Here is a 24,355-nt window from a genome sequence, read left to right on the forward strand (position 1 = left end):
ATGCGGCTGCAGGGGCGCACGGCCATCATCACCGGCGCGGGCTCGGGCATCGGCCGCGCCAGCGCAAATCTGTTTGCGGAGGAGGGCGCACGCCTTGCGCTGGTCGATCGCGACGCCGCTGGGCTTGAGGACACGCTGAGGCTGGTCGGCGAAGCGACGGTGCATCTTGGCGACGTCGGCGATGGCGCATTCGCCGAAACCGTCGTCGGCGACGTCGTGGCCCGGCATGGCCGGCTCGATATCCTCATGACGGCGGCTGGCTTCTCCTGTGGTGGCACGGTGCTGACGACGAGCCTGGACGACTGGGATGCGGTGTTCCGCGCCAATGTCGGCGGCACCTGGCTGTGGGCGCGGGCCGCGGTGCCGCAGATGCAGCGGCAGAACAGCGGCTCGATCATCACGCTGGCATCGCAGCTCGCCATTGCCGGCGGCAAGGGTAACAGCGCCTATATCGCCGCCAAGGGCGCGATCGTGAGCCTGACGCGCACCATGGCGGTGGATTTCGCCGCCGACGGCATCCGCGTCAACGCAATCGCTCCCGGCGCGATCGACACGCCGATGCTTCGCCGCAGCTTTGCCCGCCACGCCAATTCGGACGAGGTGCGCGAGGCCTCGCGCAGCCGCCACGCCATGAAGCGGTTTGGCGTGCCTGAGGAGATCGCGCAAACCGCGCTGCATCTCGCAAGCGATGCCTCGTCGTTCACAACCGGTACCGTGATGGTGGTCGACGGAGGCTGGCTCGCCGCATGAGTGAGGCGCTGGCCCAGCTCGAAGCCGAGATTCACGCCGATCTGGCGATGATCGCGCATCCCGGCGCGGCGTGGCTCGAACCGAAAGCGGGGCCAGACGGCAAGGCGGCGCTGGATGTTCTCATCATCGGCGCCGGCCAGTCCGGCATCGCCATCGGCTTCGGCCTGCTGCGCTCGCGCGTCAGCAACATCCTGCTGATCGACAAGGCCGAGGAGGGCAAGGAGGGCCCGTGGCTCACCTACGCCCGCATGCCGACGCTGCGCAGCCCGAAGGACTACACCGGCCCGGATCTCGATATCCCCGGCCTGACTTACCAGTCCTGGCACGAGGCCCGCTTCGGCAAGGCGAGCTGGCAGGAGCTCGGCCTGATCGCGCGCGAGCATTGGGCGGAGTATCTGCTCTGGCTGCGGCGCACGGTCGGCTTGCCGGTGCGCAACGCTTGCGAGCTCAAGGAGATCGCGCCGGCGGCTAACGGCCTGCTCGCTGCGCGCGTGAAACGGGCAGGAGAGGTCGAAACGCTCTATGCCCGCAAAATCGTGCTGGCAACAGGGCAGGAGGGCATGGGCGGCTGGATGATTCCGGAGCAGCTAGTGCATCTGCCGGCGAGCTCTGTTGCAACCGTCGCCGACGACATCGATTTCGAAAGCCTGCGCGGCAAGCGCGTCGCCGTGATCGGTGCCGGCGCCTCCGCTTTCGACAATGCGGCGACTGCGCTGGAGGCCGGTGCCGCTGAAGTGCACCTGCTGTGCCGCCGTGCGCAGATCCAGGTGATCCAGCCCTATCGCTGGCTGACCTTTCGTGGCTTCCTGCGTCATCTCAGCGATCTCGACGATGCCTGGCGCTGGCGCTTCATGCGCAAGATCCTCGAGATGCGGGAAGGATTTCCGCAGCCGACCTATGACCGCTGTGCGCGTCACGCCAACTTCACACTGCACGAGGGTGCGCCGGTCGAAGCCGCGCGCAAGACCGATAACGGCGTTGAACTCCAGATGCCGCGCGGCGCCATCACCGCCGATTTCGTCATCTGCGGCACCGGCATCGACATGGACTTTGCCGGCCGCGGCGAGCTCGCCCAATGTGCCGGCAACATCGCGACCTGGGCCGACCGCTACCAGCCGCCGGAAGACGAACGCAACGAACGGCTCGGCCGCTTTCCCTATCTCGCCGACGACTATGCCTTCACCGAGCGCGAGCAGGGAATGACGCCGTGGATCGCCGACATCCATCTGTTCGCCATCGCCTCGACCATGAGCTTCGGTCCGTCGGGATCGTCGATCAATGCGATGACGACGGCCGTTCCAAAGCTGGTCCACGGCCTGACGCGCGGCCTGTTTCGCGCCGATGTCGAACGGCACTGGGATTCGCTCAGCGCCTATGACGTGCCGCAGGCCGTGGTGACGCGTCATGCGCGAGAAATGGGGGAATCGCTGTGATCACCCATGCGCCGCCGCGACCTCGCGTCCCTCGAAATGTCCGATCGGACTGGCGCGCAACTTGCTTCCTTCTGAACCTGCCTTGCTGGCGTTCTCGTTCGAAATTCAGGGAAAAACCAATGCGTTTTGTGTCTTTCAGACTGGCGACCTCAGTTCTCGCTACCACTGCGCTGCTGCTCATCGCCACTGCGCCGTCGCAAGCGCAAACCAGGGCAGAGACCTTGCGCTACGTCACCGGCGCCTCCGTCAACACGCTCGATCCCAACATCCCCGGCTCGACCCGCGAATCCTTCGCGTTGAGCATGAGCACCTATGACCGGCTGGTGGCATTCGGCCGCAAGCAGCTCAACGGCAAATGGGTGTTCGACCTCGACACGATCACCGGCGAGCTCGCCGAATCCTATGACGTCAGTCCCGACGGACTGAAGATCACCTTCCGCCTGCGCAAGGATGCAAAGTTCCAGGACGGCTCACCGGTCACGGCCGAGGACGTCAAGTGGTCGCTCGACCGCTGCGTGACCGCGCCGATCCTCGGCAAGGCGCAGCTGCTGACGGGCTCGCTGACGTCGGCCGATCAGTTCAAGGTGATCGATCCCCTCACCATCGAGGTGACGCTTCCAAAACCCGACAAGCTTGCGCTGCCTAATCTTGCTACCGTCTACCCGATGATCATCAACTCGAAAGTGGCAAAAGAGCACGCGACGGCTGACGATCCCTGGGCCACGGCCTGGCTGAAGGAGCACACCGCCGGCAGCGGCGCCTATGCGGTCGAGAGCTTCAAGCCGGGCGAGCAGGTGATCATCAAGCGCAACGAGGCCTGGAACCGCGGATCGCCGGGCAAGCCGGCGTACTTCAAGCGCGTCATCGTGCAATCGGTGCCGGAGCCGGCGACCCGCGCCAACCTCGTCGAGCGCGGCGATGCCGATCTCGTGCTCGACCTGCAGGCGAGCGACGTACAGTCGCTGGAGGCCAAGGGCAAGCTCAAGGTAATCTCGACGCCGCAATACAATGCGGTCACCTACGTCTCGATGAACAACCAGATCCCGCCCTTCGACAACGTCAATGTCCGCCGCGCCATCGCTTCCGCGCTGCCCTATGAGGACATGTTCAAGGCGGCCCTGTTCGGCCGCGGCGCGCCGCTGTTCGGCGCGACTTGGCCGGACGGCAAGCCGGCGAACGGCATCTATCCGTTCCAGCAGCCGGTGAAGATGGATCTCGACAAGGCCAGGGAATACCTCAAGGCTGCAGGTCTGCCCGAAGGCTTCTCGACCACCTTCAGCTTCAATGTCGGCCAGGCCGCGACGGCCGAGCCGATGGCCGCCCTCGTCAAGGAGTCTCTTGGCAAGATCGGCATCAAGGTCGACATCCAGAAGCTGCCGGACGCGCAGATGTCGACGCAGATCAACGAGAAGAAGCTGCCGTTCTTCACCGAAGGCATCGTCGCCTGGCTGCCGTCGACCGACTATTTCTACCGCAACTTCTACACCGGCACTCAGCGCTGGAATTACTCTTCGATCAACAATCCGGACCTTGCCGCGATTGCGCAGGAGGCCCGCTTCGAGCCGGATAAGGCCAAGTACGAGGAAGCCGGCCGCAAGCTCAACGCGATGCATGTCGACCTGATGCCGCAGATCATGCTGTGGCAGCCCAATCAGGACGCGGTGATGGCGCCGTCGATCGAAGGCTACACCTATGAGTTCCACCGCCAGGTGGATTATCGGGATGTCAGCCGCAAGTGACATCCGCGGCCAGCAGGGACGCTGAATGGTGACGACCGGTCTTGGTGCAACGATGGTGCGGGCGGGCAGGCGGCTCTTGTCGTCGCTGCCGGCACTGTTCGGTGTGCTGGTCTTCACCTTCCTGTTGATGCGCGTCCTGCCCGGCGACCCCGCGGTGTTCTTCGCCTCGGGGCCCAATGCCGGCAAGGAGGAGATCGAGCAGATCCGCAAGCAGATGGGGCTCGACAAATCCGTGCCGGAGCAGCTCGTGTTCTATCTCTCCGACATCGGCCACGGCAATCTCGGCCGCTCGATGATGACGGGACAGCCGGTGCTGAAGGACCTGCGCGAGCGATTGCCGGCCTCGCTCGAGCTCACCTTCACCGCACTGTTGATCGCGCTCATCGCGGCCGTGCCGCTTGGGGTGCTGGCGGCGCTGCGGCCGGGATCAATCATCGATCACGGCGTGCGGCTGTTCTGCGCACTCGGCGTCTGCGTGCCGACCTTCGTCTCGGGCCTGCTCTTGATCTATGTCTTCTATTATCTGTTCGGGCTGGCCCCTGATCCGACCGGGCGCATCGACGTCTTCACCTCGCTGCCGCCGCAGCGCACCGGCTTCCTCTCGATCGATTTCCTGCTCGCCGGCGACGTCGAGGGCTGGTGGGCGGCCTGCAGGCAGTTGATCCTGCCGGCGGTGAGCATGGCGCTGTTCGTGATCGCGCCGCTGGCGCGGATCACGCGGGCCTCGATGCTGGTCTCGCTCGGCAGCGATTTCGTGCGCACTGCGCGCTCGGTCGGATTGTCCTGGCGCAAGGTGGTCGTCACCTATGCGCTCCGCAATGCGATCCTGCCCGTCATCACCATCGCCGGCATCGTGTTCTCGACCATGCTGGGCGCCAACGTGCTGGTGGAGAAAGTGTTCTCCTGGCCGGGCGTGGCCTCCTATGCGCTCGACGCGTTGCTGTCCTCCGACTATGCGCCGGTGCAGGGTTTCGTGCTGCTGATGGCCAGCCTGTTCGTGCTGGTCAATCTCGTCGTGGACATCTGCTACGGCATCGCCGATCCCAGGGTGTCGATCGAATGACCAGCGCCACACTTCGCCATTCGGTCTGGATCCTGCGCGGCAATCCGCTCACGGCGGTGGCCGCGGCCGGGGTGACGCTGTTCGTCCTGGTCGCGATCTTCGGACCGTGGATCGTGCCCTACGATCCCGTGGCCTCGAACGTGTCGGAGGCCCTGCTGCCACCGAGTGCGGCGCACATTGCCGGTACGGACCAGCTCGGCCGCGACGTGTTCAGCCGTCTCATCATCGCTGCACGGCTCGACCTTGCCATCGCAGTCTCCGCGGTCGGAATCTCGTTCGTGATCGGGGCCGTCGTCGGCGCGTTCTGCGGCTATGCCGGTGGACGGCTCGATCGCGCCGTCGGCCGCTTCGTCGACGTGATGATGGCCTTTCCGTTGTTCGTGCTGGCGATGGCGATGGTCGCCGCGCTCGGCAACCGGATCGAGAACATCGTGATCGCGACCGCGATCATCAATCTTCCGTTCTACATCCGCTTCGCACGGGCCGAGGTCAACGTCCGCCGCAATGTCGGCTGGGTCGAGGCCGCGCGCGCCTGCGGCGAGAGCCATTTCTCGGTGGTGCTGCGCTTCCTGCTGCCGAACATCCTGCCCGCAATGGCTGTGCAGATCTCGCTCAATCTCGGCTGGGCCATTCTCAATGCCGCCGGCCTGTCGTTCATCGGTCTCGGCGTCAAGCCGCCGACGCCGGAATGGGGCATCATGGTCGCGGAAGGGGCGCGCTTCATCTCGACCGGACGCTGGTGGCTGGTGGCCTTTCCGGGCCTTGCGCTGATGCTGGCGGTGCTGTGCTTCAACCTCCTCGGCGACGGGATGCGGGACATTCTCGATCCGCGGATGCGCACATGAGCGAGGACCTGCTCAGGATCGACAACCTCCACGTCGCGTTCTCGACGCGGCGGGGCATGGTCGAGGCCGTGCGCGGCGTCACGCTCACGGTGAAGGCCGGCGAGATGCTCGGCCTCGTCGGCGAGAGCGGCTCGGGCAAGTCGGTCACCGGCTTTGCGACGACGCGGCTGCTCGATGCAGCCGGCCGCGTCACCGGCGGCAAGATTCTGTTCCGTGGGCAGGACGTCACCAAGCTCCGCGGCGATGATCTGCGACAGCTGCAGGGCGCCGCGATGTCGATGATCTTCCAGAATCCGCGGGCGGCGCTCAATCCGATCCGCGCGATCGGCCTGCAGATCGCGGACGCGATCCTCACCCACAAGCGTATCTCGAAAGAGGCCGCGCGTGCCGAGGCGCTGGACCTGCTGCGCGCCGTTCAGATCCGCGATCCCGAGGCGCGGATGAACGCCTATCCGCACGAGCTCTCCGGCGGTATGTGCCAGCGCGTCATGATCGCGATCGCGATCTCCTGCAATCCTGCGCTGTTGATCGCGGACGAGCCGACCACCGGCCTCGACGTTACCACGCAGAAGGTGGTGATGGATCTGCTGGCAGACATTGCCGCCGCGCGAGGCATGGCCACGATCCTGATCACGCACGACCTCGGCCTTGCGGCACGCTACTGCCGCCGCATTGCCGTGATGGAGCGCGGCCGCATCGTCGAGGAGGCGAGCCCCGGCATTCTCTTCAGCGCGCCGCAGCACGCCTATACCAGACGCCTGGTAGCGGCGTCGCCGACGGCGACGTCACGGATCGAAGATCTCGTGACGGAGGAGGACAGAGAGCGTTACGCCAACGTCGTCACCAGACCCAGGCAGGAGCGAGCGCACGGCACGCCGCCGCTCCTGGAAGTGCGCAAGCTCGCCAAGCGTTTCGATCAGGGCTCCGCTGCGGTTGCCGACTTCTCGATGACGATGGCGGGCGGCGAGAGTGTCGGGCTAGTCGGCGAGTCCGGCTCGGGCAAGAGCACGACCTCGCGCATGATCTGCCGCCTGATCGATCCGAGCGAGGGCGACATCGTGTTCGACGGGCAGTCGATCGGGCACGTGGCGGCGCGCGATTTCCACCGCTCGCCGTTGCGCAAAGACATCCAGATGGTCTTTCAGGACCCCAACGAGAGCCTCAACCCGCGCTTTACGGCGTTCGATTGCATTGCCCATCCCTTGATGCGGCTCGACGGCATGCGCGCGGGCGAAGGCTTGCGCAAACGGGTGGAAGAATGCGCCGAGCGAGTCGGGCTGCCGCTCGATCTGTTGCCGCGGTTTCCGCATCAGCTCTCCGGCGGGCAGAAGGCCCGCGTCGGCATCGCCCGCGCCATCGCCTGCCGGCCGCGGCTGCTGGTGCTGGACGAGCCGACCGCCGCACTCGACGTCTCGGTGCAGGCGGTTGTGCTGCAACTGCTCGATCGCCTCAGGCGCGAGAACGACATTGCGCTGCTGTTCGTCAGCCACGATCTCAACGTCGTGCGCATGCTGTGCGACCGCACCATCGTGCTGCGCAACGGCGGCATCGTGGAGCAGGGCGAGAGCCGGGCGTTATTTGATAATCCAAAGACCGACTACACGCGCAAACTGGTCGAAGCGATCCCGCATATCGAGACCGGGCCGACGCTGGCGGCCGCTCTGTGAGCCCCGACTCGCATTCCTGGACCGCCAAATGGCGAGATCCCGCTGGCGAAGCCGCATTTAGTGGCATACCATTTGCTTGCAAATGGGCTCGGTTTCACTTGCCCTTTGCCAATGAATAGCTGGCATCACGGCACTTCTGGGAGGACTTCATGGATCGCAGGACGGTATTGAAGGGACTGGCTGGCGCGGGCAGCCTGGCATTGACGGGTGGCCTGTCGGCCCCGGCGATCGCTCAGGGTGCCTCGGCGCGCACCCTGCGTTTCGTGCCCCAGGCCAATCTCGCCAATTTCGACCCGATCTGGGGCACGCAATATGTCGTGCGCAATGCCGCCGCGATGGTTTGGGACACGCTCTACGGCATCGATTCCTCGTTCCGGCCGCAGCGGCAGATGGTCGAGTCCGAGGAAGTGACCGACGACGGCACCACCTGGACGTTCAAGCTGCGACCCGGCCTCAAGTTCCACGATGGCGAGCCGGTGCTCAGCAAGGACGTCGTGGCAAGTCTGACGCGCTGGTCGGCGCGCGATCCGATGGGCCTGATGATCAAGGCGCTCCAGCAGGAGCTCACGGCCGTCGACGACCGCACCTTCAAATGGGTGCTGAAGCAGCCTTTCCCGAAATTGCTCTATGCGCTCGGCAAGAACAATTCGCCTTGCAGCTTCATCATGCCGGAGCGCATCGCGCAGACCGATCCGTTCAAGCAGATTTCCGAATATATCGGCTCCGGTCCGCTGAAGTTCGCCAAGAGCGAGTGGGTCCCCGGTGCGAAGGCCGTGTTCGAGAAATTCGCCGACTATTCACCGCGGCAGGAGAAGGCGTCCTGGCTTGCTGGCGGCAAGCAGGTGATGGTCGACCGCGTCGAGTGGGTGATCATGCCGGATCCGGCAACCGCGGCGGCCGCGTTGCAGAACGGTGAGATCGACTGGTGGGAGAACCCGATCGCGGATCTCGTTCCGGTTCTGAAGAAGAACAAGAATATCAGCGTCGATATCGGCGATCCCCTCGGCAATATCGGCTCGTTCCGCATGAACTTCCTGTATCCGCCGTTCAACGACGTCAAGGCGCGGCGTGCGGTGCTGATGGCGCTCAGCCAGGAAGACTACATGCGCGCGATCGTCGGCGACGACAATTCGCTGTGGAAGTCGCTGCCCGGCTACTTCACGCCGGATACGCCGCTCTACACCGAAGTGGGCGGCGAGATCCTGAAGGGCAAGCGCGATCTGGACGCCGCCAAGAAGCTGCTCGCCGAGAGCGGCTATTCCGGCCAGCCGGTGACCTGCCTCGTCGCGCAGGACCAACCGATCACCAAGGCAATGGGCGACGTCACCGCCGACCTTCTCAAGAAGCTCGGCATGAATGTCGACTTCGTCGCAACCGATTGGGGCACCGTCGGCTCCCGCCGCGCACAGAAGACGCCTCCGGGACAGGGCGGCTGGAACATGTTCCACACCTGGCACGCCGGCGCGGATTGCGTCAATCCGGCTCCCTACACCGCCATCCGTGCCAACGGCGACAAGGCCTGGTTCGGCTGGCCCACCAGCGCGGCCACCGAAAAGGAGGTCGCCTCGTGGTTCGAGGCCAAGAACATCGACGAGGAGAAGGCCGCCATCGGCCGCCTCAACAAGGCGGCGCTCGATGACGTGGTTTACGCGCCGACTGGTTTCTTCCTGAGCTACACCGCGTGGCGCAAGAACGTCTCCGGCGTTGCCAAGGGACCGCTGCCGTTCTTCTGGGGCGTGTCGAAGTCCGCATGATCGTGCGCTGAGGCCAGATGCTCTCCTACATCCTCCGTCGCATCGTTGCGACCTTGCCGGTCATGGCGATCGTCGCGCTGTTCGTGTTCAGCCTGCTTTACATCGCGCCCGGCGATCCGGCCGTGGTGATCGCGGGCGATCAGGCAAGCCCGGAGGATGTGGAGCGCATCCGCCAGAGCCTCGGGCTGGACCGGCCCTTCCTGGTCCAGTTCGGAGGCTGGGTCTGGCGCATCCTGCACGGCGATCTCGGCACCTCGATCTTCACCAACCTGCCGGTCTCGGCGATGATCGGGCAGCGTCTCGGACCGACGCTGTCGCTGATGATCGTCACGCTGCTGCTGACGATCGTGGTGGCAGTGCCGCTCGGCGTGGTGGCGGCATGGAAGGCCGGCAGCCTGATCGATCGCGTCATCATGGGCTTTGCCGTGTTCGGATTCTCGCTGCCGGTCTTCGTGGTCGGCTACATGCTCGCCTACATCTTCGCGCTGGAGCTGGAATGGCTGCCGGTGCAGGGCTACACGCCGCTGGCCCAGGGTTTCTGGCCATGGCTGGAAAACCTGATCCTGCCGGCGATCGCGCTCGGCTGCGTCTACATCGCGCTGGTCGCCCGCATCACGCGGGCAGCCATGCTCGAAGTGCTGCAGCAGGACTATATCCGCACCGCCAAGGCCAAGGGCCTCGGGCAGGGCGGCATCCTGTTCATTCACGCCCTGAAGAACGCGGCGGTGCCGATCGTCACCGTGATCGGGATCGGCATCGCGCTCCTGATCGGCGGCGCGGTCGTGACCGAGAGCGTGTTCGCGATCCCCGGCCTCGGCCGCCTCACCATCGATGCCATCCTGCGCCGTGACTATCCGGTGATTCAGGGCATCGTGCTGCTGTTCAGCTTCGTCTACGTCCTCGTCAATCTGATGATCGACGTCGTCTACACGCTCGTTGACCCGAGGATCCGCTATTGACCGACACCACCGTTAATCCGCATTCGCTTCCGGCCGGCCTCGTCCTTGCGCCGCAACTGCCCGAGATCCTGCGGCCGGTCAGGATACGGCGCGGCTTCGTCGGCCTCCTGCGCGGCCACCCGACGGTCGCGATCGGCGGCGCGCTGCTGCTGATGCTGGTGCTGATCGCGATCTTTGCGCCATACCTCGGCACGGTCGATCCGACCGCGCTTGCGCCCGCCAAGCGCACCCGCGCGCCGTCGGCCGATTTCTGGTTCGGCACCGACGTGCTCGGCCGCGACATCTATTCGCGCGTACTGTTCGGCGCGCGCGTCTCGCTCACGGTCGGCTTGTCGGTCGCGATCTGCGCCTCGGCGATCGGCCTTGCCATCGGCATGGTCTCCGGCTTCATCCGCTGGGCCGACGGCATCCTGATGCGGTTCATGGACGGGCTGATGTCGATTCCGCCGATCCTGCTGGCAATCGCGCTGATGGCCCTGACGCGCGGCAGCGTCGGCAACGTCATCCTGGCGATCACCATCGCCGAGATCCCGCGCGTCTCGCGCCTCGTCCGCAGCGTCGTGCTGTCCTTGCGCGAGCAGCCCTATGTTGACGCGGCCGTGGCCTGCGGCACGCGCACGCCGATGATCATCCTGCGCCACATCCTGCCCAACACGGTTGCGCCGATGCTGGTCCAGGCGACTTACATCTGCGCCAGCGCCATGATCACGGAGGCGATCCTGTCCTTCATCGGCGCCGGCACACCGCCGACCATTCCGTCCTGGGGCAACATCATGGCCGAGGGCCGCGCGCTCTGGCAGGTGAAGCCCTACATCGTGTTCTTCCCGGCGGCGTTCCTGTCCGTCACCGTGCTCGCCGTGAATCTGCTCGGCGACGGTCTTCGCGATGCGCTGGACCCGCGCATGGCCAAAAGCCTGTGATGTTGTCTGTGATGGATCGAGGCTGATTGCGATGGCTTTGCTCGAAGTCGAGAACCTCCAGACCCATTTCCGCACGCCCGGCGGCATCAACCGCGCGGTCGACGGGGTCTCCTTCCATGTCAATGAGGGTGAGACGCTCGCCATCGTCGGCGAGTCCGGTTGCGGCAAGTCGGTGACGTCGATGTCCTTGATGCGGCTGATTCCGGAGCCGCCGGGCCGGATCGCAGGCAGCATCCGCTTCGCGGGCAGGGATCTGCTGAAACTGTCCGATCGCGAGATGCGCGCGATCCGCGGCAACGACATCTCGATGATCTTTCAGGAACCGATGACGAGCCTGAACCCGGTGCTCACCGTCGGCCGCCAGATCCGCGAGACCTTGATGATCCATCAGGGCCTCGACAAGCAGGCGGCGGAGGCGCACGCGGTCGAGATGCTGACACTGGTCGGCATTCCCGAGCCGAAACGGCGCGTCGGCGAATATCCGCACCAGCTGTCAGGCGGCATGCGCCAGCGCGTGATGATCGCGGTCGCGCTGGCCTGCAATCCCAAGCTTCTCATTGCGGACGAGCCGACCACCGCGCTCGACGTGACGATCCAGGCGCAGATCCTCAAGCTGATGCTGGACCTGAAGCGCCGGGTCGGAGCGGCCATCATCCTGATCACCCACGATCTCGGCGTCGTCGCCGAGATCGCCGAGCGTGTCATGGTGATGTATGCCGGCCGCAAGGTCGAGGAGGCGCCGGTGGCCGAGTTGTTCCGTTCCCCGCGCCATCCCTATACGCAAGGCTTGTTGGGTGCGGTGCCGAAGCTCGGCTCTTCGCTTGCGGGCACCGCGACGCGGCTCGCCGAGATTCCCGGGCAGGTGCCTGATCTGCGCAAGCCGATCACGGGCTGCGTCTTTGCCGGGCGCTGTGCGCTCGCGACCGATCTCTGCCGCCAATATGCGCCGGGGCTGGAGGAGAAGGGCCCCCGCCACATCGCTGCGTGCCATTACGCCGCCAAGGGAGCGATCGCGGCATGAGTGTTCCGCTGCTCCAGGTCAACGACCTCAAGAAGCACTTTCCGATCAACAAGGGCCTCTTCGGACGGCAAACCGAATTCGTCTACGCGGTGGACGGCGTGTCGTTCGAGATCGCGCGCGGCGAGACGCTGTCCCTGGTCGGCGAGTCCGGCTGCGGAAAATCGACGGTCGGCCGCGCCATCCTGCGACTGTTCGAGATCACCTCGGGCCAGGTCATCCTCGACGGCCAGAGGATCGACGACGCCGCACCGGGCACGATGCGCCAGATGCGCCGCCGCGTGCAGGTCGTGTTCCAGGATCCGTTCTCGAGCCTCAATCCGCGCATGCGCGTGCGCGACATTCTCGCCGAGCCGATCCGCAATTTCGGCCTCGCCAAATCCGCAGAGGATCTCGAGGTCCGTGTCACATCGCTGATGGACACGGTGCGCCTGCCGCGCGAGGCGCTGAACCGCAGGCCGCACGAATTCTCCGGCGGCCAGCGTCAGCGCATCGGCATCGCGCGGGCGCTTGCGGCCGAGCCCGAGCTGATCGTCTGCGACGAGGCGGTCTCCGCGCTCGATGTCTCGGTTAAGGCGCAGATCGTCAATCTCTTGCAGGATCTGCAGCGCGAGTTCGGCCTCGCGCTGCTCTTCATCAGCCACGATCTCGCCATCGTCGAGCACATGACCCACCGCGTCGCCGTGATGTATCTCGGCAAGATCGTCGAGGTGGCTCCGCGCCGCGAGATCTTTGCCGCGCCAAGGCATCCCTACACCAAGGCGCTGCTTTCGGCCGTGCCGCTGCCGGAGCCCGGAGCCCAGCGCAATCCCATCATCCTCAAGGGCGACGTGCCGAGCCCGATCAATCCGCCGAAGGGATGCCGCTTTCACACCCGTTGTCCGTTCGTGTTCGATCGCTGCCGGACGGAGGAGCCGACGCTGCGCGCGACCGGAGCCGAGCAGTGGGTGGCCTGCCATCTCGAAGAGGCCGCGCCGGCAATGAGCAGCTGAAGGGACCTGACGCCAGTGCGCGTCGCACACTCACGCCGACGCGTGGCGGTGCCTGGACGGAGGACCGGACTGACATCGGGTGATGATTGCATTATGTCCCTGTTTTGCCCGACGAGTCAAAATCCACCGCCGATCTGGGTCGGCATTGGCCTCGAATGCGAGGCCGCGCGGTGCATCTGAAATTCGTCAGCAAGAACAAGCCCCGTTCTACTGTGCATGGGGTTGTTTTCGCACTTTTGTGGCGGCGGACCTCAACCCTGCCGGCGCAGGAAGCCGGTGATCGTGACCTTGTCCCAGATGTCGGCCGCGGCAAACGGATCTGCACGGTTGAAGGCTTCGACCTCGGCGCGGCCGGGGGCCTCGATCAGGAACAGGCTGCCGATCATGGTCTGGCCGTCGTCGGAGACGAGCGGACCGGACATCACGATCTTGACGCCGAAGCGCGAGGTGTCGCTGAGGAAAGCCTTGTGGGCATCGTAATTGGCGAGCCTGGTCGGCAACGCGCCGGTGCGGTCGAGGGCGTGAATGGCGAACAGCATGCTGTCTCCGTTTCTTGGCTTCATTCTTGGGACGGCCGCGGGCTGCGGCCGTCCGGTCTTGATGTGGGGGGATGGCCTACTTCGCGCTGAGCTTGCCGGCGTCCTCGAAGGTGGGGCAGGTCCGCTGCTCCAGCGGCACGTCGAACGGCCCGTAATTGTCCTTGGTGATCACTGTCGGCTTCAGCACGATCTCGCTGATGACAGGCTGGCCCCGCAAGGAGCGGATCGCCATCATGGTGCCGAGGCAGCCTTGCGCAAAGCCGTTGTAGTCGCCGCTCGCCAGCAGCTTGCCGGACTTGATCGCGTCGATCGCCTCCTTGGTGCCGTTGATGCCGATCACCTGCGCCTTGCGGTTGGCACCGTCGAGCGCCTCGATCGCGCCGACCGCCATGGCATCGTTGGCGGCTAACACGCCGTCGATCTGCGAATTGGACTGCATCAAGTTCTCCATCACCTGGAGCGCCTGGAGCCGCTGGTAGTTGCCGGGCTGCGAGGCCAAAAGCTTGGCGCCGGGGGCTTCCTTCAGCGCGTCGTTGAAGCCGCGGACGCGGTCGACATTGGTCAGCGAGCCCTTGACGCCTTCGATGATGACGATGTTGCCCTTGCCGCCGAGCGTCTTCAGCAGGAAGCGCGCGGTCTCCAGCCCAAGGCTGTAATCGTCGGCGCCGACGAAGGACAGGAACTTGCCGCCGGCAGAACGGTCGGTGATGTTGACGACCGGGATCTTGGCTTCGTTGATCTTCTCGACGCCCGGTACCATCGCCTTGTAGTCGACCGGCGTGAACACGATCGCGCTCGGCTTCTTCACCACGACGTCCTCGATCTGGCTGAGCTGCTCGGGGATCGAGTCCGGCTTGGTCGGGATGTACTGCAGCGTCTTCGCGTTCAGCACCTTCGCCATGTTGTCGGCGCCGACCCGCACCGTCTGGAAGAACGGATTGGTCTGGTTCTTGGTGAAGACGGCGATGGTCTCGCCGTCGGCACGCGCCGCAGTGGTGAGCGCAGTCGCCATCAGCAGCGGCAGCGCCATATAGCCCAGTTTACGTTGCATGTTGCCTCCATCCCTCATTTTGCTTGTTGGATTGCTAGAACTCATTGCGCGCGACGGCGGGTCTTCATGTCGAGCCAGACCGCGAGAATGACGATGACGCCGGTGACGAGCGGCTGCCAATTGGCGCTGACCGCGAGCAGGTTCATGCCGTTCAGCACCAGGGTCAGGATCAGCGCGCCGATGAAGGTGCCGAACACGGTGCCGACGCCGCCGAACAGCGAGGTCCCCCCGATCAGAACGGCCGCGATCGCCGGCAGCGTCAGGCTCTCGCCGATATCGGCCTCGGCCGAATTGAGCCGCGACAGGAAGATGATCGAGGCAAGTCCCGCCATGGTGCCTGAGACCGCGTAGACCAGCAGCAGGCGGCGCGCGACGGGAATGCCTGATAGTCGTGCGGCGACAGGATTGGCGCCGATCGCGTAGATCTCCTGGCCCCAGACCGTGCGCTGCGCGAAGAACGTCCCGATGCCGAGGAACACCAGGAGCAGGTAGACCGGAATGGGCAGGCCGAACAGATAGCCGCTGCCGATCTGGCGGAAGCCGGCCGGGAAGCCGTGCAGGGTCTCGCCCGCCATGTACCAATAGGTGAGGCCGTTCAGCACCCAGAGCATGCCGTAGGTGGCGATGAAGGAGGGGATGCGGAGCGCCGTGACCATGACGCCGTTGATCAGGCCGACGAGCCCGCCGCAGGCAAGTCCGGTGAGGATGCCGAGCGCAGGCGAACCGGTCGTGTGGATCACGGTACCGGCGAGGCAGGCGGACAGCGCGACATTGGCGCCGACGGAGAGATCGAGGCCTGCGGTCAGCACCACCAGCGTCAGGCCGGAGGCGATGAAGAAGGTCAAGCTTGCCTGCCTCAGCACGTTGAGGATGTTGCCGAGGCTCAGGAAGGAATCGCTGAGCACGGCCAGCACCGCGCAGATCAGGAAAGCCGCGAGCAGGCGATAGAATAGCTGGACCGCGTCCTGCGACAGGAAGGAGCGGGGCGGCGCCATGGCGCCCTTGGTGATGTCGGTCATGTGCGGCTCCTGAGGCCGTCGAGGAACAGGGCAACGATGACGAGCACGCCGACGCTGGCGACCTGCACCGAGGAGGGGAGCGAGATCAGGTTCAGCCCGTTGCGCAACACGCCGACGGAAAGGACTCCGAGCAGCGTACCGAGTAGCCAACCATTCCCGCGCTCGAACGAGGTGCCGCCGACGGCGACGGCCGCGATGGCATCGAATTCCAGGCCGAGGCCGGCGGTGGGATGGCCGGAGTTCATGCGTGCGGTCATCAACAGGCCTGCGATTCCGGCCATGGCGCCGCCGATCGCGTAGACCGCGATCAGCAGCCTGTTGGGGGATAGCCCGGCATAGCGCAGCGCCTCGCGGTTGCCGCCGAGGGCGAAGATGTAGGTGCCGAAGCGGGTGTGATAGAGCAGGCCGTGAAAGGCCGCATAGGTCACCAGGGCCATCACGATCGGCACGGGAATGCCTGCTAGCGTCGCCGAATAGATGTCGCGCACGCTGTGGGGAATGCCGACCACGCTCTGGCCGTCGCTGACGATCAGCGACAGGCCTTGCGCCATGCCGAGCGTGCCGAGCGTCGCGACGAAGGGAGGTATGCCGAGAATGGCGACCAGCCAGCCGTTGGCGAGGCCAAAGGCCGTGCCGACCAGAAGGCCGGCGCCGAGGCCGAGCAGCATCGACTTGGTCGCAAGCGACACGATCGCGACGCACAGCGAAGTCAGCGTCAGCACCGCGCCCATCGACAGGTCCAGCCCCTCCGTCATGATGATCAGGGTCATCGGCAGCGCGAGCATGGTCAGGATGGTCGATTGCACCAGCACGTTGGAGAGGTTGGCGACCGACAGGAAGCCGGGCGCGATCACGCTGAACAGCACGATCAGCAGCACCAGCACCATGGCAACGCCGGGAATGCGCTGCAGCGGATTGGGTTGAGCGACGACCGCGACCTCACGCATGATGCATCCCCAATCGCACGATGTTCTCCTCGGTCAATTCGTTGCGTGACAAATGTCCCGCGATGCGCCCCTCGCGCATCACATAGGCGCGGTCGCAGACATGGCAGATCTCGACCTGTTCGGACGAGATCATCAGCGCCGCCGCGCCGTCCGCGACCAGGCGGTCGATCAGCGCGAAGATCTCCGACTTGGCGCCGATGTCTATGCCTCGCGTCGGCTCATCGAAGATGAAGAGTTTTGAGCCGGCGGCGAGCCATTTGCCGATCACGACCTTCTGCTGGTTGCCGCCCGAGAGCAGGCCGACGGTCTGGCGTGCGCTTGGTGTCGCGATGCGGAGCTGCCGGATCAGGCCGTCAGCGGTACGCTGGGCCGAGCGTTGGTCGAATAGCCCGCTCGGAAACAGCTTTTTCAGCGCCGACACCACCAGATTGTCGCTGACGGATCGCAGCAGCGCGAGGCCTTCGCTCTTGCGGCTCTCCGGGATCAGCGCGATGCCGCGGCGGGCGGCGAGATCCGGCTCGCCGGAAATGCTCTTGCCGTCGAAGATGATCTCGCCCGAGGTCACGGGATCTGCGCCGAAGATGGCGCGGGCGACCTCGCTGCGGCCGGAGCCGACCAGGCCGCATAGCCCGACGATCTCGCCCCGGCGTACCTCGATGTTGATGTCGGAGATGCCGGTGGGCGCGCTCAGGCCCTTGACCTCGAGCAACACTTCGCCGGGCTTGTCGACGAAATGGCGCGGATAGGTCATGTCGATGTTGCGGCCGACCATCATGCGCACCAGCTGGTCCGGCGTGACGTCGGCGGGCCGGACGCCGTCGATGCGGCGGCCGTCGCGCAGCACGGTGATGCGATCGCCGAGCGTGAACACCTCGGCCATGCGGTGCGAGATATAGACGATGGACACGCCGTCCGCCTTCAGCCGCGCGATTAGCGCGAACAGGAGCTCGGTCTCGCGGTCGGACAGTGCCGCGGTCGGCTCGTCCATGACGAGGATGCGGGCGTTCTGGCTGATCGCCTTGGCGATCTCGACCATCTGCTGCTGGGCGACGCCGAGCTTGTCGACAATGGTGGCGGGATCGATGTCGAAGCCGATCGTGTCGAGCACGCGCCTTGCGTCGGCCAATATCCTGCGGCGGTCGATGGTGCCGGGAATGCGGCCCTTCGGCTCGCGTCCCAAGAAGATGTTCTGGGCGATGTCGAGATGGGGGACCAGCGAGAATTCCTGGAAGATCACGGCGATGCCGAGCTTCTGCGCATCGGCAGTCGAGGAGATCGCGACGCGTTCGCCGTTGTAATAGAATTCGCCGGCGTCAGCGCGATAGGCGCCGCACAGCACTTTCATCAGGCTCGACTTGCCGGCGCCGTTCTCGCCCAGCAGCATATGGACTTCGCCGGGGTAGACGGCAAAGGACACGTCGTCCAGCGCCTTGACGCCCGGAAACTCCTTGCTGATGCCGCGCAGTTCCAGCAGCGGCGTGGGCGAGGTGACCTCGATGGGGAGCGCGTCGCTCATGGCTTGTTGCTCATGTTTTGGCTCTGCCAGCAAAGATCTTTCCGGGGTTCATCAATCCGTCGGGATCGAGCGCCGCCTTGATCGATCGCATCACGTCCACGGCCTCGCCGAGCTCGTCGGTCAGATAGTCGATCTTGCCGAGCCCGATGCCGTGCTCGCCGGTGCAGGTGCCGTCCATGGCGATGGCACGCGCGACCATGCGGGCCTGCAGCGCCTTGGCGCCCTCGACCTCCTCCGGTCGTGTCGGGTCGATCAGGATCAGCATGTGGAAATTGCCGTCGCCCATGGCCGACGATCGGCGCGGTAAAGCCGTGCTCGTCACCGTCGCGACGCGTCTCCGTCAGGCATTCCGCCAGACGCGAGATCGGCACGCAGACGTCGGTGATCACAGCGCGCGCTCCGGGCCGCAAGCCAAGGCCGGCGTACAGGGTGTTGTCGCGGGCATGCCAGAGCCGGCTGCGGTCTTCCTGCGCCTTGGCCCAGGCAAAGCCATGGCCGCCATGCTCGGCCGCGATCGCCTGCGCGGCTTCGGCCTGCTCGGCGACGGAGGTTTCGGAGCCGTGGAATTCGAAGAACAGCGTGGGGGCCTCGCGATAGCCGAGCTTGGCGTAGGCATTGATGCCGCGCATCATGACATCGTCGAGCAGCTCGATGCGGGCCACGGGGATCGCGGACTGGATCACGGAGATCGCGGTGTCCACCGCATCGTGCAGGGTGTCGAAGCTGCAGACTGCCGCCGAGATCGCCTGCGGCACGGGATGTACCTTCAGCGTGATCTCCGTGATGACGCCGAGGGTGCCCTCCGCGCCGACGAACATGCGCGTGAGGTCATAGCCGGCGGCCGATTTGCGCGCCCGCCGGGCGGTGCGGATCACGCGGCCATCGGCCAGCACCACCTCGAGCGCCATGACGTTGTCTTTCATGGTGCCGTAGCGCACCGCCATGGTGCCGGAAGCGCGTGTCGAGGTCATGCCGCCGATCGATGCGTCGGCGCCGGGATCGATCGGGAAGAACAGGCCGGTATTGCGCAGCTCCGCATTGAGCTGCTTGCGGGTGATGCCAGGCTGCACCACGACGTCCATGTCGCTGTCGTGCAACGTCAGTACCTTGTTCATCCGCGCGAAGTCGAAGCAGACGCCCCCCGCGACCGCGGCCGCATTGCCTTCGAGCGAGGTGCCGGCGCCGAACGGGACGATCGGCATGCCGACGCCGGCGCAGAGCTTGACGATTTCGGCGACCTCCTGCGTGGTCTCGGGGAAGACCACGATGTCGGGCGGCAGGCTCTGATAGTGCGACTCGCTCTGCCCGTGCTGATCGAGCACGCCGCGCGCAACGCTCGCGCGCGGACCGATCATGCCGGTGAGGCGCTCGGCCAAAACGCCCGTGCTGATCCGCGGTCCCATCCTCAGCTCCCGTCCCTGTTTTACGGACTCTTGTTGGTCCGTTGTTGAGCTTAAGCGGCTCTTGCGTTGCTTGCGACCTGCTTCAGGCCGAAATCATAGTTGAGATGAAAATAGTCGCGCTCCACCATGCGACCATCCGGCGCACGGCCGGCGGGATGACGGACGAACTCCCGGATCAGGCTGTCCTTGACGCCGAACACCACGTCGCTGTCGAGATATTGGTCGCCGGCAACGAAGACGTGCGTCACCAGCTGCTCGAAACCGGGCGCTGAGATCATGAAGTGCACGTGCGCCGGGCGCCAGGGATGGCGTCCCTGCACCTCGAGCATCTCGCCGACCGGTCCATCATGCGGAATCGGGTAGGCGGCCGGCTTGATCGACCAGAAATGGAAGCGGCCGTTGGCGTCGGTATGGAAGCGGGCGCGCATCGCGAGATCGCCGATCTTGTCGAGCTGCTGCACGTCGTAATAGCCGTCGTCGTCGGAGTGCCAGACGTCGACCACCGCGCCCACGAGCGGCTTCCCGTCCACGGTCGCGACCGAGCCGGTGACCAGCATCGGATCGCCATCCATCGGCCCGGAGATGTCAGCGCCGCTGTCCTTCTCCGGCGCAGCCTGGACGAAGAACGGCCCGAGCACCGTGGTCTCGGTCGCGCCTTCGGGCACCGGATGGTTGATGGCATCGACCAGCATGGAGACGCCAAGCGTGTCCGACAGCAAGATGAATTCCTGGCGCTTGTCGTTGCACATGTGCCCGGTGCGGGTCAGGAAATCGATGCCGAACTCCCACTCCTTCTGGGTGGGCCGCACCTCGCGGACGAAGGCGTGCAAGTGCCGCACCAGCGCTTCGCTCACCTGCTTGATGCGTGGATCGGTCGCGCCCGCGATCCGCTCCAGAACGGCGTCCGTGATCGTGTTTTCGTTGAAGTTACGCATGTGTATCTCCGCGATCAGGGTTTTGGTTCGCCGAGGCCGGACAGCCGTTCGAGATGCTTGACGGTCGCGATGAAGTCGGTATCGCCGTCGCCCTGCGCGACCAGCGCGCCATAGGTCTCGCGCACTTGCGCGGCGAGCTGCAGCGGCACGCCGACGGCGTGGCCGGCGCCCAGGATCAGGTCGAGATCCTTGGCCATCTGCCTGCAGGAGAAGGTGGACTCGAAGTCGCGAGTCCGCAGCGGCGCGGTCTTGTACTTCACCATGGGAGAGGCGACCGCGCTGTCGTCGAGCACTTTTAGGATGTCCTGCCAGGCGATGCCGCCCTTGCGCGCCAGCGCCAGGCTCTCGGCCATCATCGCCGCAGACACCGCGATCATCAGGTTGACCGAGAGTTTTGCGTAGCGCGCTTCCTCGGCCGGGCCGAGATAGGTCTGGGCGCGGGTGAATGCGGTGAACAGCGGCTTTGCGCTCTCAAAGGCGTCTTTCGGCCCCGACACGAAGCAGCTCAGCGCGCCGGTGTGAACGATGCTGGCATTGCCGGAGACCGGCGAGCGCAGATAGGAAATGCCGCGTGCCAGCGCGGCGGCTGCAACCTCAGCCGAGGCTTCGACACTCACGGTGCTGGTTTCGATCAAGACGGCACCGGGCGCCATCGCGGCGATCAGGCCGGCGGAGCCGAGCAATGCGCCGCGCAAAGCAGCGTCGTCGGGCAGAGACGTGATCACTGCGGCCTTGCCGCTCACGGCCTCGGCCGGCGAGGCGGCAATCGCAATGCCCTGCGCGCGCGCCTCGTCGATGCGCGCCGCGCTCTGGTCGAACGCGGTAACGGCAAAGCCCGCCTTGGCGACGAGCACCGACATCGGCAGGCCCATCTTGCCGATCCCGATGAAACCAACTGTTTTCAGAGCGTCAGTCATTGTTCTTGTCCATTGGCGCCTCAGGCGGCGCGTCCCTGTCGTTCAATATCCTGCACCAGCCGCCGGCCGGATTGCGCCAGCAACTCCTTCTTCGTCTCCAGCCCGTCAACCAGCAGCCAGCCGTTGCGCTTCTTCCAGGCGCCGCCGATCATGACGGCCTCGATGTTGGCGAGGCTCGTCTGCATCACGACAGTTGCGATCGGGTCATGCACCGGATGAAGATTGAGATCGGAGGCGTTGATGATGACGAGGTCGGCGAGCTTGCCAGGCGTCAGCGAGCCGATCTGGTGCCCGCGGCCGAGCATGCGGGCGCCTTCCGTCGTGACCCAGCGCAGCGCTTCGCGCACGGGAATCGTGGTCGTCGCCGGAATGGCACCACTCGCCTTGCGCGATTCCGCATTGTCGAGCGCCCGCTGCATCGAGAGCGCAACGCGCGCGACGGAGAGGAGATCGCCGGCCAGCACGGATTCGAGATCAATCCCGACCGTCGGCCGCACGCCGCGCTTCAGGAGGCGGCCGGTGATCGGAAAGCCATGGCCCTGGATCATCTCGTTCTCGGGCGTCACCGAGAACGATACGCCGAGATCGACGAGACGATCGAGCAGATCATCGGGCAGATCGTTGCCGTGGACGATGTTGATGCCGGGGCCGACGAGGCCGGCCTCGAGCAGCTTCTCCCAGCCGTCGGGCGTCTTGGCCGGACCGCCGCCCTGATGCATCGAGGCGATCAGGTTCAGCTCCCGCGCCAGGCGGAAATCGTGCATGGCGACGTCGAGCGTCGAGTAATGCGGGCCGAGAATGGCGAGCCCGAGCGTGACGAGGCCGTCGCGGTCGGCGAGGGGGCCCGCCAGCAGCCGCTCGACCTCGCGGCGCGGATGCGGCACTTCCGAGAAATGCGGCTCGCCCGGCTTCGGCTCGGGCTTGGGCGAGCCGTGGAAGAACGCGGCGCGGATGCCGCTTTCGATCAGGCCGCGCAAGGCGGCGTCGGTATGGTCCGACGTCGGGTTGTTGTGGCACCAATCGACCAGCGTGGTGACGCCGTGATTGATCTGGTTCAGCGCGCCGACGAGGGTTGCGATGTAGATATCGTCGGGCCGGAACACGGTGGCGAGGCCCGCATGCATGCGGCGGAAATATTCCAGCAGCGTCCAGTTCGCGGCAAAGCCGCGCAAGCCGGTCTGCCAAGTGTGCATATGTGCGTTGATCAGGCCGGGAATGACGATGCGGCCCGTGCCGTCGACGACCGCCGTGTCGGCCGCAGCGTCGATCGACGGGCGCACCTCGGCGATCCGGCTGCCCTCGACCAGCACATCGCCGGTCGAGAGATCGCCGATCGCGTCATCCATGCTGATGACGGTGGCGGATCTGATCAGGGTGCGCCGCATCGCTTCAAGCTGCCGCTTTGATGGCGCCGGGTGGCTCGCCGGTCCAGGCGCGCGCGATCAACTCGCGAATGGCGCCACGCTCGAGCGGGCGCGGATTCCAGTAGGCATTCGTGACTGCGAGGTCAGCCGCCTTGTCGATGCCGCCCTCGGGCATGCCGACATCGCGTAGCGCGACCTTCGCACCCAGCCGCTTCGCAAGTTCGAAAAGCCCCCGAGCTGCATCGGCTGCCCCGATCGCGCGCGCGATCCGCACCATCGCGTCGGGCACGGCCGGCGCGTTGTAGGCCAGCGCATGCGGCAGCACGATGGTGTGCGTTTCGGCGTGCGGCAGGTCGAAAGTGCCGCCGAGCGTGTGACAGAGCTTGTGATGCAGCGCCATGCCGACAGTGCCGAGGCAGACACCGCACAGCCAGGCGCCATAGAGCGCCTCAGTGCGGGCCTCCCGATCGTCGTTCCTGGCGACAATGGCGGGCAGGGCGCGCGCCAGCGCGCGGATGCCTTCTTCGGCCATCAGCGAGGTGACAGGGTTGGCGTCGCGCGCGTAAAGCGCCTCGACGGCATGGGCGATCGCGTTGATGCCGGAGGTTGCGGCGAGGCTCGCCGGCAGCGTCAGCGTCAGGTCGACGTCGTAGATCACGGTCTCCGGCAGCACGGCTGCATCGCGCACCGTGGTCTTCAGCCCGTTCTCGGTCTGGCCGACGATCGGCGTCATCTCCGATCCGGCATAGGTGGTGGGAATGCAGAGCTGGTTTACACCGGCGCGCAAGGCCAAAGCCTTGCCGAGCCCGGTGGTCGAGCCGCCGCCGAGCGAAACGACGCAATCGGCTTCGCATGCCTTCATTGCCGCGAGCGCGCGTTCCGTGACCTCGACCGGCGTGTGCATGGTGGCGCCGGAAAAGATGCCGGCATAGAGCGGGCCGAGCGCGGCTCCCAAGCTCTTGCCTTGTGCCTCCTGCTGCGGCGTCGTCAGCACCAGCGCACGCTTGCCGCCGAGCCGCTCGACCTCGGCCTTGGCTGAGGCAAGCGTGCCGCTGCCGAACACGACGCGGCAGGGCAGGTTTTCGAAGGTGAACGAACCGATCATGCGCCGGTCTCTTTGATGGGATAATCGACCTGGAAGCGCCCGATCCGCAAGTCGCCCAGCGCCTCGCGCACGCGCAGATGCTCCGGGTGGTTGGCATAGGCGGCGAGCGCCGCCTGGTCGGTGAATTCGGAGAACAGCACCACGTCGCAGGCGTAATCGACCGCGCTGACGTCCATGCCGACTTCGATATGCGTGAGGCCGTCGATCCGGCCTTTGAGGCCCTCGAACAGGGTCTTGACCTTGAGCCGGGCGGCGGAGCGCTCCGCGGGCGTCTCCCCGCGCAGTCGCCACATCACGATGTGCCTGATCGGGCCCGACATTTCCTGATTTCCTCGCCTGCAATGGTGCTTTGTTGGCGCCATTTTGCCTTGCAGAAAACGGAAATAAAGGTCAAAATTTGTAAGTCTCTTTTCCTGTTT

Annotated in this window: 21 protein-coding genes and 1 pseudogene; 11 read left to right on the forward strand and 11 right to left on the reverse strand. The window is 65.6% G+C overall.

The window, feature by feature from the left end:
• From I6F09_RS13965 to I6F09_RS14015, 11 genes are all read left to right on the forward strand, one after another.
• Entirely contained in the window at nt 1-750 is a 750-nt protein-coding gene (locus I6F09_RS13965) for an SDR family oxidoreductase (RefSeq protein ID WP_225188297.1), read from the forward strand.
• Nucleotides 747-2,183: an NAD(P)/FAD-dependent oxidoreductase gene (locus I6F09_RS13970; RefSeq protein ID WP_225188298.1), complete on the forward strand. Its 1,437-nt coding sequence runs from the start codon at nt 747-749 to the stop codon at nt 2,181-2,183. Before I6F09_RS13965 ends, I6F09_RS13970 begins: the two co-directional genes overlap by 4 nt.
• Before the next feature lie 119 nt (nt 2,184-2,302).
• The gene (locus tag I6F09_RS13975; RefSeq protein WP_225111837.1) at nt 2,303-3,922 is read left to right on the forward strand and encodes an ABC transporter substrate-binding protein; all 1,620 of its coding nucleotides are present in this window, start codon (nt 2,303-2,305) and stop codon (nt 3,920-3,922) included.
• A 28-nt stretch (nt 3,923-3,950) separates the two neighbouring features.
• Nucleotides 3,951-4,985, forward strand: a complete 1,035-nt coding sequence (locus I6F09_RS13980) for an ABC transporter permease (RefSeq protein ID WP_036005288.1) — start codon at nt 3,951-3,953, stop codon at nt 4,983-4,985.
• Nucleotides 4,982-5,830 carry an ABC transporter permease gene (locus I6F09_RS13985; protein ID WP_036005271.1) on the forward strand — a complete coding sequence of 283 codons (849 nt, stop codon included), beginning with the start codon at nt 4,982-4,984 and terminating at the stop codon, nt 5,828-5,830. The genes I6F09_RS13980 and I6F09_RS13985 overlap by 4 nt, the downstream gene beginning before the upstream one ends.
• The gene (locus tag I6F09_RS13990) at nt 5,827-7,497 is read left to right on the forward strand and encodes an ABC transporter ATP-binding protein (protein WP_225188299.1); all 1,671 of its coding nucleotides are present in this window, start codon (nt 5,827-5,829) and stop codon (nt 7,495-7,497) included. The genes I6F09_RS13985 and I6F09_RS13990 overlap by 4 nt, the downstream gene beginning before the upstream one ends.
• A 149-nt stretch (nt 7,498-7,646) precedes the next feature.
• Nucleotides 7,647-9,251, forward strand: coding sequence for an ABC transporter substrate-binding protein (locus I6F09_RS13995; RefSeq protein WP_225188300.1), 1,605 nt, complete (start codon nt 7,647-7,649; stop codon nt 9,249-9,251).
• 17 nt (nt 9,252-9,268) lie between these two features.
• The gene (locus I6F09_RS14000) at nt 9,269-10,210 is read left to right on the forward strand and encodes an ABC transporter permease (protein ID WP_036023577.1); all 942 of its coding nucleotides are present in this window, start codon (nt 9,269-9,271) and stop codon (nt 10,208-10,210) included.
• Nucleotides 10,207-11,130, forward strand: a complete 924-nt coding sequence (locus tag I6F09_RS14005; RefSeq protein ID WP_036034858.1) for an ABC transporter permease — start codon at nt 10,207-10,209, stop codon at nt 11,128-11,130. The genes I6F09_RS14000 and I6F09_RS14005 overlap by 4 nt, the downstream gene beginning before the upstream one ends.
• 31 nt (nt 11,131-11,161) lie before the next feature.
• On the forward strand, nt 11,162-12,151 hold the full coding sequence (locus I6F09_RS14010; RefSeq protein WP_036023586.1) for an ABC transporter ATP-binding protein: 990 nt from the start codon (nt 11,162-11,164) through the stop codon (nt 12,149-12,151).
• Nucleotides 12,148-13,140 (forward strand): oligopeptide/dipeptide ABC transporter ATP-binding protein, encoded by a 993-nt coding sequence (locus I6F09_RS14015; protein ID WP_225188301.1) that lies wholly within the window; start codon nt 12,148-12,150, stop codon nt 13,138-13,140. The genes I6F09_RS14010 and I6F09_RS14015 overlap by 4 nt, the downstream gene beginning before the upstream one ends.
• Before the next feature lie 251 nt (nt 13,141-13,391).
• Here I6F09_RS14015 and I6F09_RS14020 read toward each other — a convergent pair whose 3' ends face one another.
• From I6F09_RS14020 to I6F09_RS14070, 11 genes and pseudogenes are all read right to left on the reverse strand, one after another.
• Nucleotides 13,392-13,679, reverse strand: a complete 288-nt coding sequence (locus I6F09_RS14020; protein WP_036034851.1) for a YciI family protein — start codon at nt 13,677-13,679, stop codon at nt 13,392-13,394.
• A gap of 76 nt (nt 13,680-13,755) precedes the next feature.
• Entirely contained in the window at nt 13,756-14,730 is a 975-nt protein-coding gene (locus tag I6F09_RS14025) for a sugar ABC transporter substrate-binding protein (RefSeq protein WP_036034848.1), read from the reverse strand.
• A gap of 41 nt (nt 14,731-14,771) precedes the next feature.
• Nucleotides 14,772-15,749, reverse strand: coding sequence for an ABC transporter permease (locus tag I6F09_RS14030; protein ID WP_036005199.1), 978 nt, complete (start codon nt 15,747-15,749; stop codon nt 14,772-14,774).
• The gene (locus I6F09_RS14035; protein WP_225188302.1) at nt 15,746-16,696 is read right to left on the reverse strand and encodes an ABC transporter permease; all 951 of its coding nucleotides are present in this window, start codon (nt 16,694-16,696) and stop codon (nt 15,746-15,748) included. The genes I6F09_RS14030 and I6F09_RS14035 overlap by 4 nt, the downstream gene beginning before the upstream one ends.
• Nucleotides 16,689-18,212, reverse strand: coding sequence for a sugar ABC transporter ATP-binding protein (locus I6F09_RS14040; RefSeq protein ID WP_225188303.1), 1,524 nt, complete (start codon nt 18,210-18,212; stop codon nt 16,689-16,691). Before I6F09_RS14040 ends, I6F09_RS14035 begins: the two co-directional genes overlap by 8 nt.
• A 10-nt stretch (nt 18,213-18,222) precedes the next feature.
• Nucleotides 18,223-19,615, reverse strand: a pseudogene (locus tag I6F09_RS14045) (FAD-linked oxidase C-terminal domain-containing protein).
• A 50-nt stretch (nt 19,616-19,665) separates the two neighbouring features.
• A complete protein-coding gene (locus I6F09_RS14050) occupies nt 19,666-20,550 on the reverse strand; it encodes an intradiol ring-cleavage dioxygenase (protein WP_225188304.1) in 885 nt (294 codons plus the stop codon).
• Nucleotides 20,551-20,564: 14 nt separating this feature from the next.
• On the reverse strand, nt 20,565-21,467 hold the full coding sequence (locus I6F09_RS14055; RefSeq protein WP_225188305.1) for an NAD(P)-dependent oxidoreductase: 903 nt from the start codon (nt 21,465-21,467) through the stop codon (nt 20,565-20,567).
• 20 nt (nt 21,468-21,487) lie between these two features.
• The gene (locus tag I6F09_RS14060) at nt 21,488-22,852 is read right to left on the reverse strand and encodes an amidohydrolase family protein (protein WP_225188306.1); all 1,365 of its coding nucleotides are present in this window, start codon (nt 22,850-22,852) and stop codon (nt 21,488-21,490) included.
• A gap of 4 nt (nt 22,853-22,856) precedes the next feature.
• The gene (locus tag I6F09_RS14065) at nt 22,857-23,936 is read right to left on the reverse strand and encodes a maleylacetate reductase (RefSeq protein WP_225188307.1); all 1,080 of its coding nucleotides are present in this window, start codon (nt 23,934-23,936) and stop codon (nt 22,857-22,859) included.
• Nucleotides 23,933-24,256: a Dabb family protein gene (locus tag I6F09_RS14070; RefSeq protein ID WP_036034831.1), complete on the reverse strand. Its 324-nt coding sequence runs from the start codon at nt 24,254-24,256 to the stop codon at nt 23,933-23,935. Before I6F09_RS14070 ends, I6F09_RS14065 begins: the two co-directional genes overlap by 4 nt.
• Nucleotides 24,257-24,355: the final 99 nt, after the last annotated feature.

Origin of the sequence: Bradyrhizobium sp. IC3195 (genome assembly GCF_020193585.1) — a bacterium.
GTDB lineage: Bacteria > Pseudomonadota > Alphaproteobacteria > Rhizobiales > Xanthobacteraceae > Bradyrhizobium > Bradyrhizobium yuanmingense.

What these genes read in the sequence shown, in the direction of transcription:
- I6F09_RS14020 (WP_036034851.1), bottom strand. Translation starts at nt 13,679, where the DNA reads ATGCTGTTCGCCATTCACGCCCTCGACCGCACCGGCGCGTTGCCGACC.
- I6F09_RS14065 (WP_225188307.1), bottom strand. Translation starts at nt 23,936, where the DNA reads ATGATCGGTTCGTTCACCTTCGAAAACCTGCCCTGCCGCGTCGTGTTC.
- I6F09_RS14010 (WP_036023586.1), top strand. Translation starts at nt 11,162, where the DNA reads ATGGCTTTGCTCGAAGTCGAGAACCTCCAGACCCATTTCCGCACGCCC.
- I6F09_RS13965 (WP_225188297.1), top strand. Translation starts at nt 1, where the DNA reads ATGCGGCTGCAGGGGCGCACGGCCATCATCACCGGCGCGGGCTCGGGC.
- I6F09_RS14015 (WP_225188301.1), top strand. Translation starts at nt 12,148, where the DNA reads ATGAGTGTTCCGCTGCTCCAGGTCAACGACCTCAAGAAGCACTTTCCG.
- I6F09_RS13970 (WP_225188298.1), top strand. Translation starts at nt 747, where the DNA reads ATGAGTGAGGCGCTGGCCCAGCTCGAAGCCGAGATTCACGCCGATCTG.
- I6F09_RS14055 (WP_225188305.1), bottom strand. Translation starts at nt 21,467, where the DNA reads ATGACTGACGCTCTGAAAACAGTTGGTTTCATCGGGATCGGCAAGATG.
- I6F09_RS14070 (WP_036034831.1), bottom strand. Translation starts at nt 24,256, where the DNA reads ATGTCGGGCCCGATCAGGCACATCGTGATGTGGCGACTGCGCGGGGAG.
- I6F09_RS14030 (WP_036005199.1), bottom strand. Translation starts at nt 15,749, where the DNA reads ATGACCGACATCACCAAGGGCGCCATGGCGCCGCCCCGCTCCTTCCTG.
- I6F09_RS13990 (WP_225188299.1), top strand. Translation starts at nt 5,827, where the DNA reads ATGAGCGAGGACCTGCTCAGGATCGACAACCTCCACGTCGCGTTCTCG.
- I6F09_RS14040 (WP_225188303.1), bottom strand. Translation starts at nt 18,212, where the DNA reads ATGAGCGACGCGCTCCCCATCGAGGTCACCTCGCCCACGCCGCTGCTG.
- I6F09_RS13975 (WP_225111837.1), top strand. Translation starts at nt 2,303, where the DNA reads ATGCGTTTTGTGTCTTTCAGACTGGCGACCTCAGTTCTCGCTACCACT.
- I6F09_RS13995 (WP_225188300.1), top strand. Translation starts at nt 7,647, where the DNA reads ATGGATCGCAGGACGGTATTGAAGGGACTGGCTGGCGCGGGCAGCCTG.
- I6F09_RS14025 (WP_036034848.1), bottom strand. Translation starts at nt 14,730, where the DNA reads ATGCAACGTAAACTGGGCTATATGGCGCTGCCGCTGCTGATGGCGACT.
- I6F09_RS13985 (WP_036005271.1), top strand. Translation starts at nt 4,982, where the DNA reads ATGACCAGCGCCACACTTCGCCATTCGGTCTGGATCCTGCGCGGCAAT.
- I6F09_RS14060 (WP_225188306.1), bottom strand. Translation starts at nt 22,852, where the DNA reads ATGCGGCGCACCCTGATCAGATCCGCCACCGTCATCAGCATGGATGAC.
- I6F09_RS14035 (WP_225188302.1), bottom strand. Translation starts at nt 16,696, where the DNA reads ATGCGTGAGGTCGCGGTCGTCGCTCAACCCAATCCGCTGCAGCGCATT.
- I6F09_RS14050 (WP_225188304.1), bottom strand. Translation starts at nt 20,550, where the DNA reads ATGCGTAACTTCAACGAAAACACGATCACGGACGCCGTTCTGGAGCGG.
- I6F09_RS14000 (WP_036023577.1), top strand. Translation starts at nt 9,269, where the DNA reads ATGCTCTCCTACATCCTCCGTCGCATCGTTGCGACCTTGCCGGTCATG.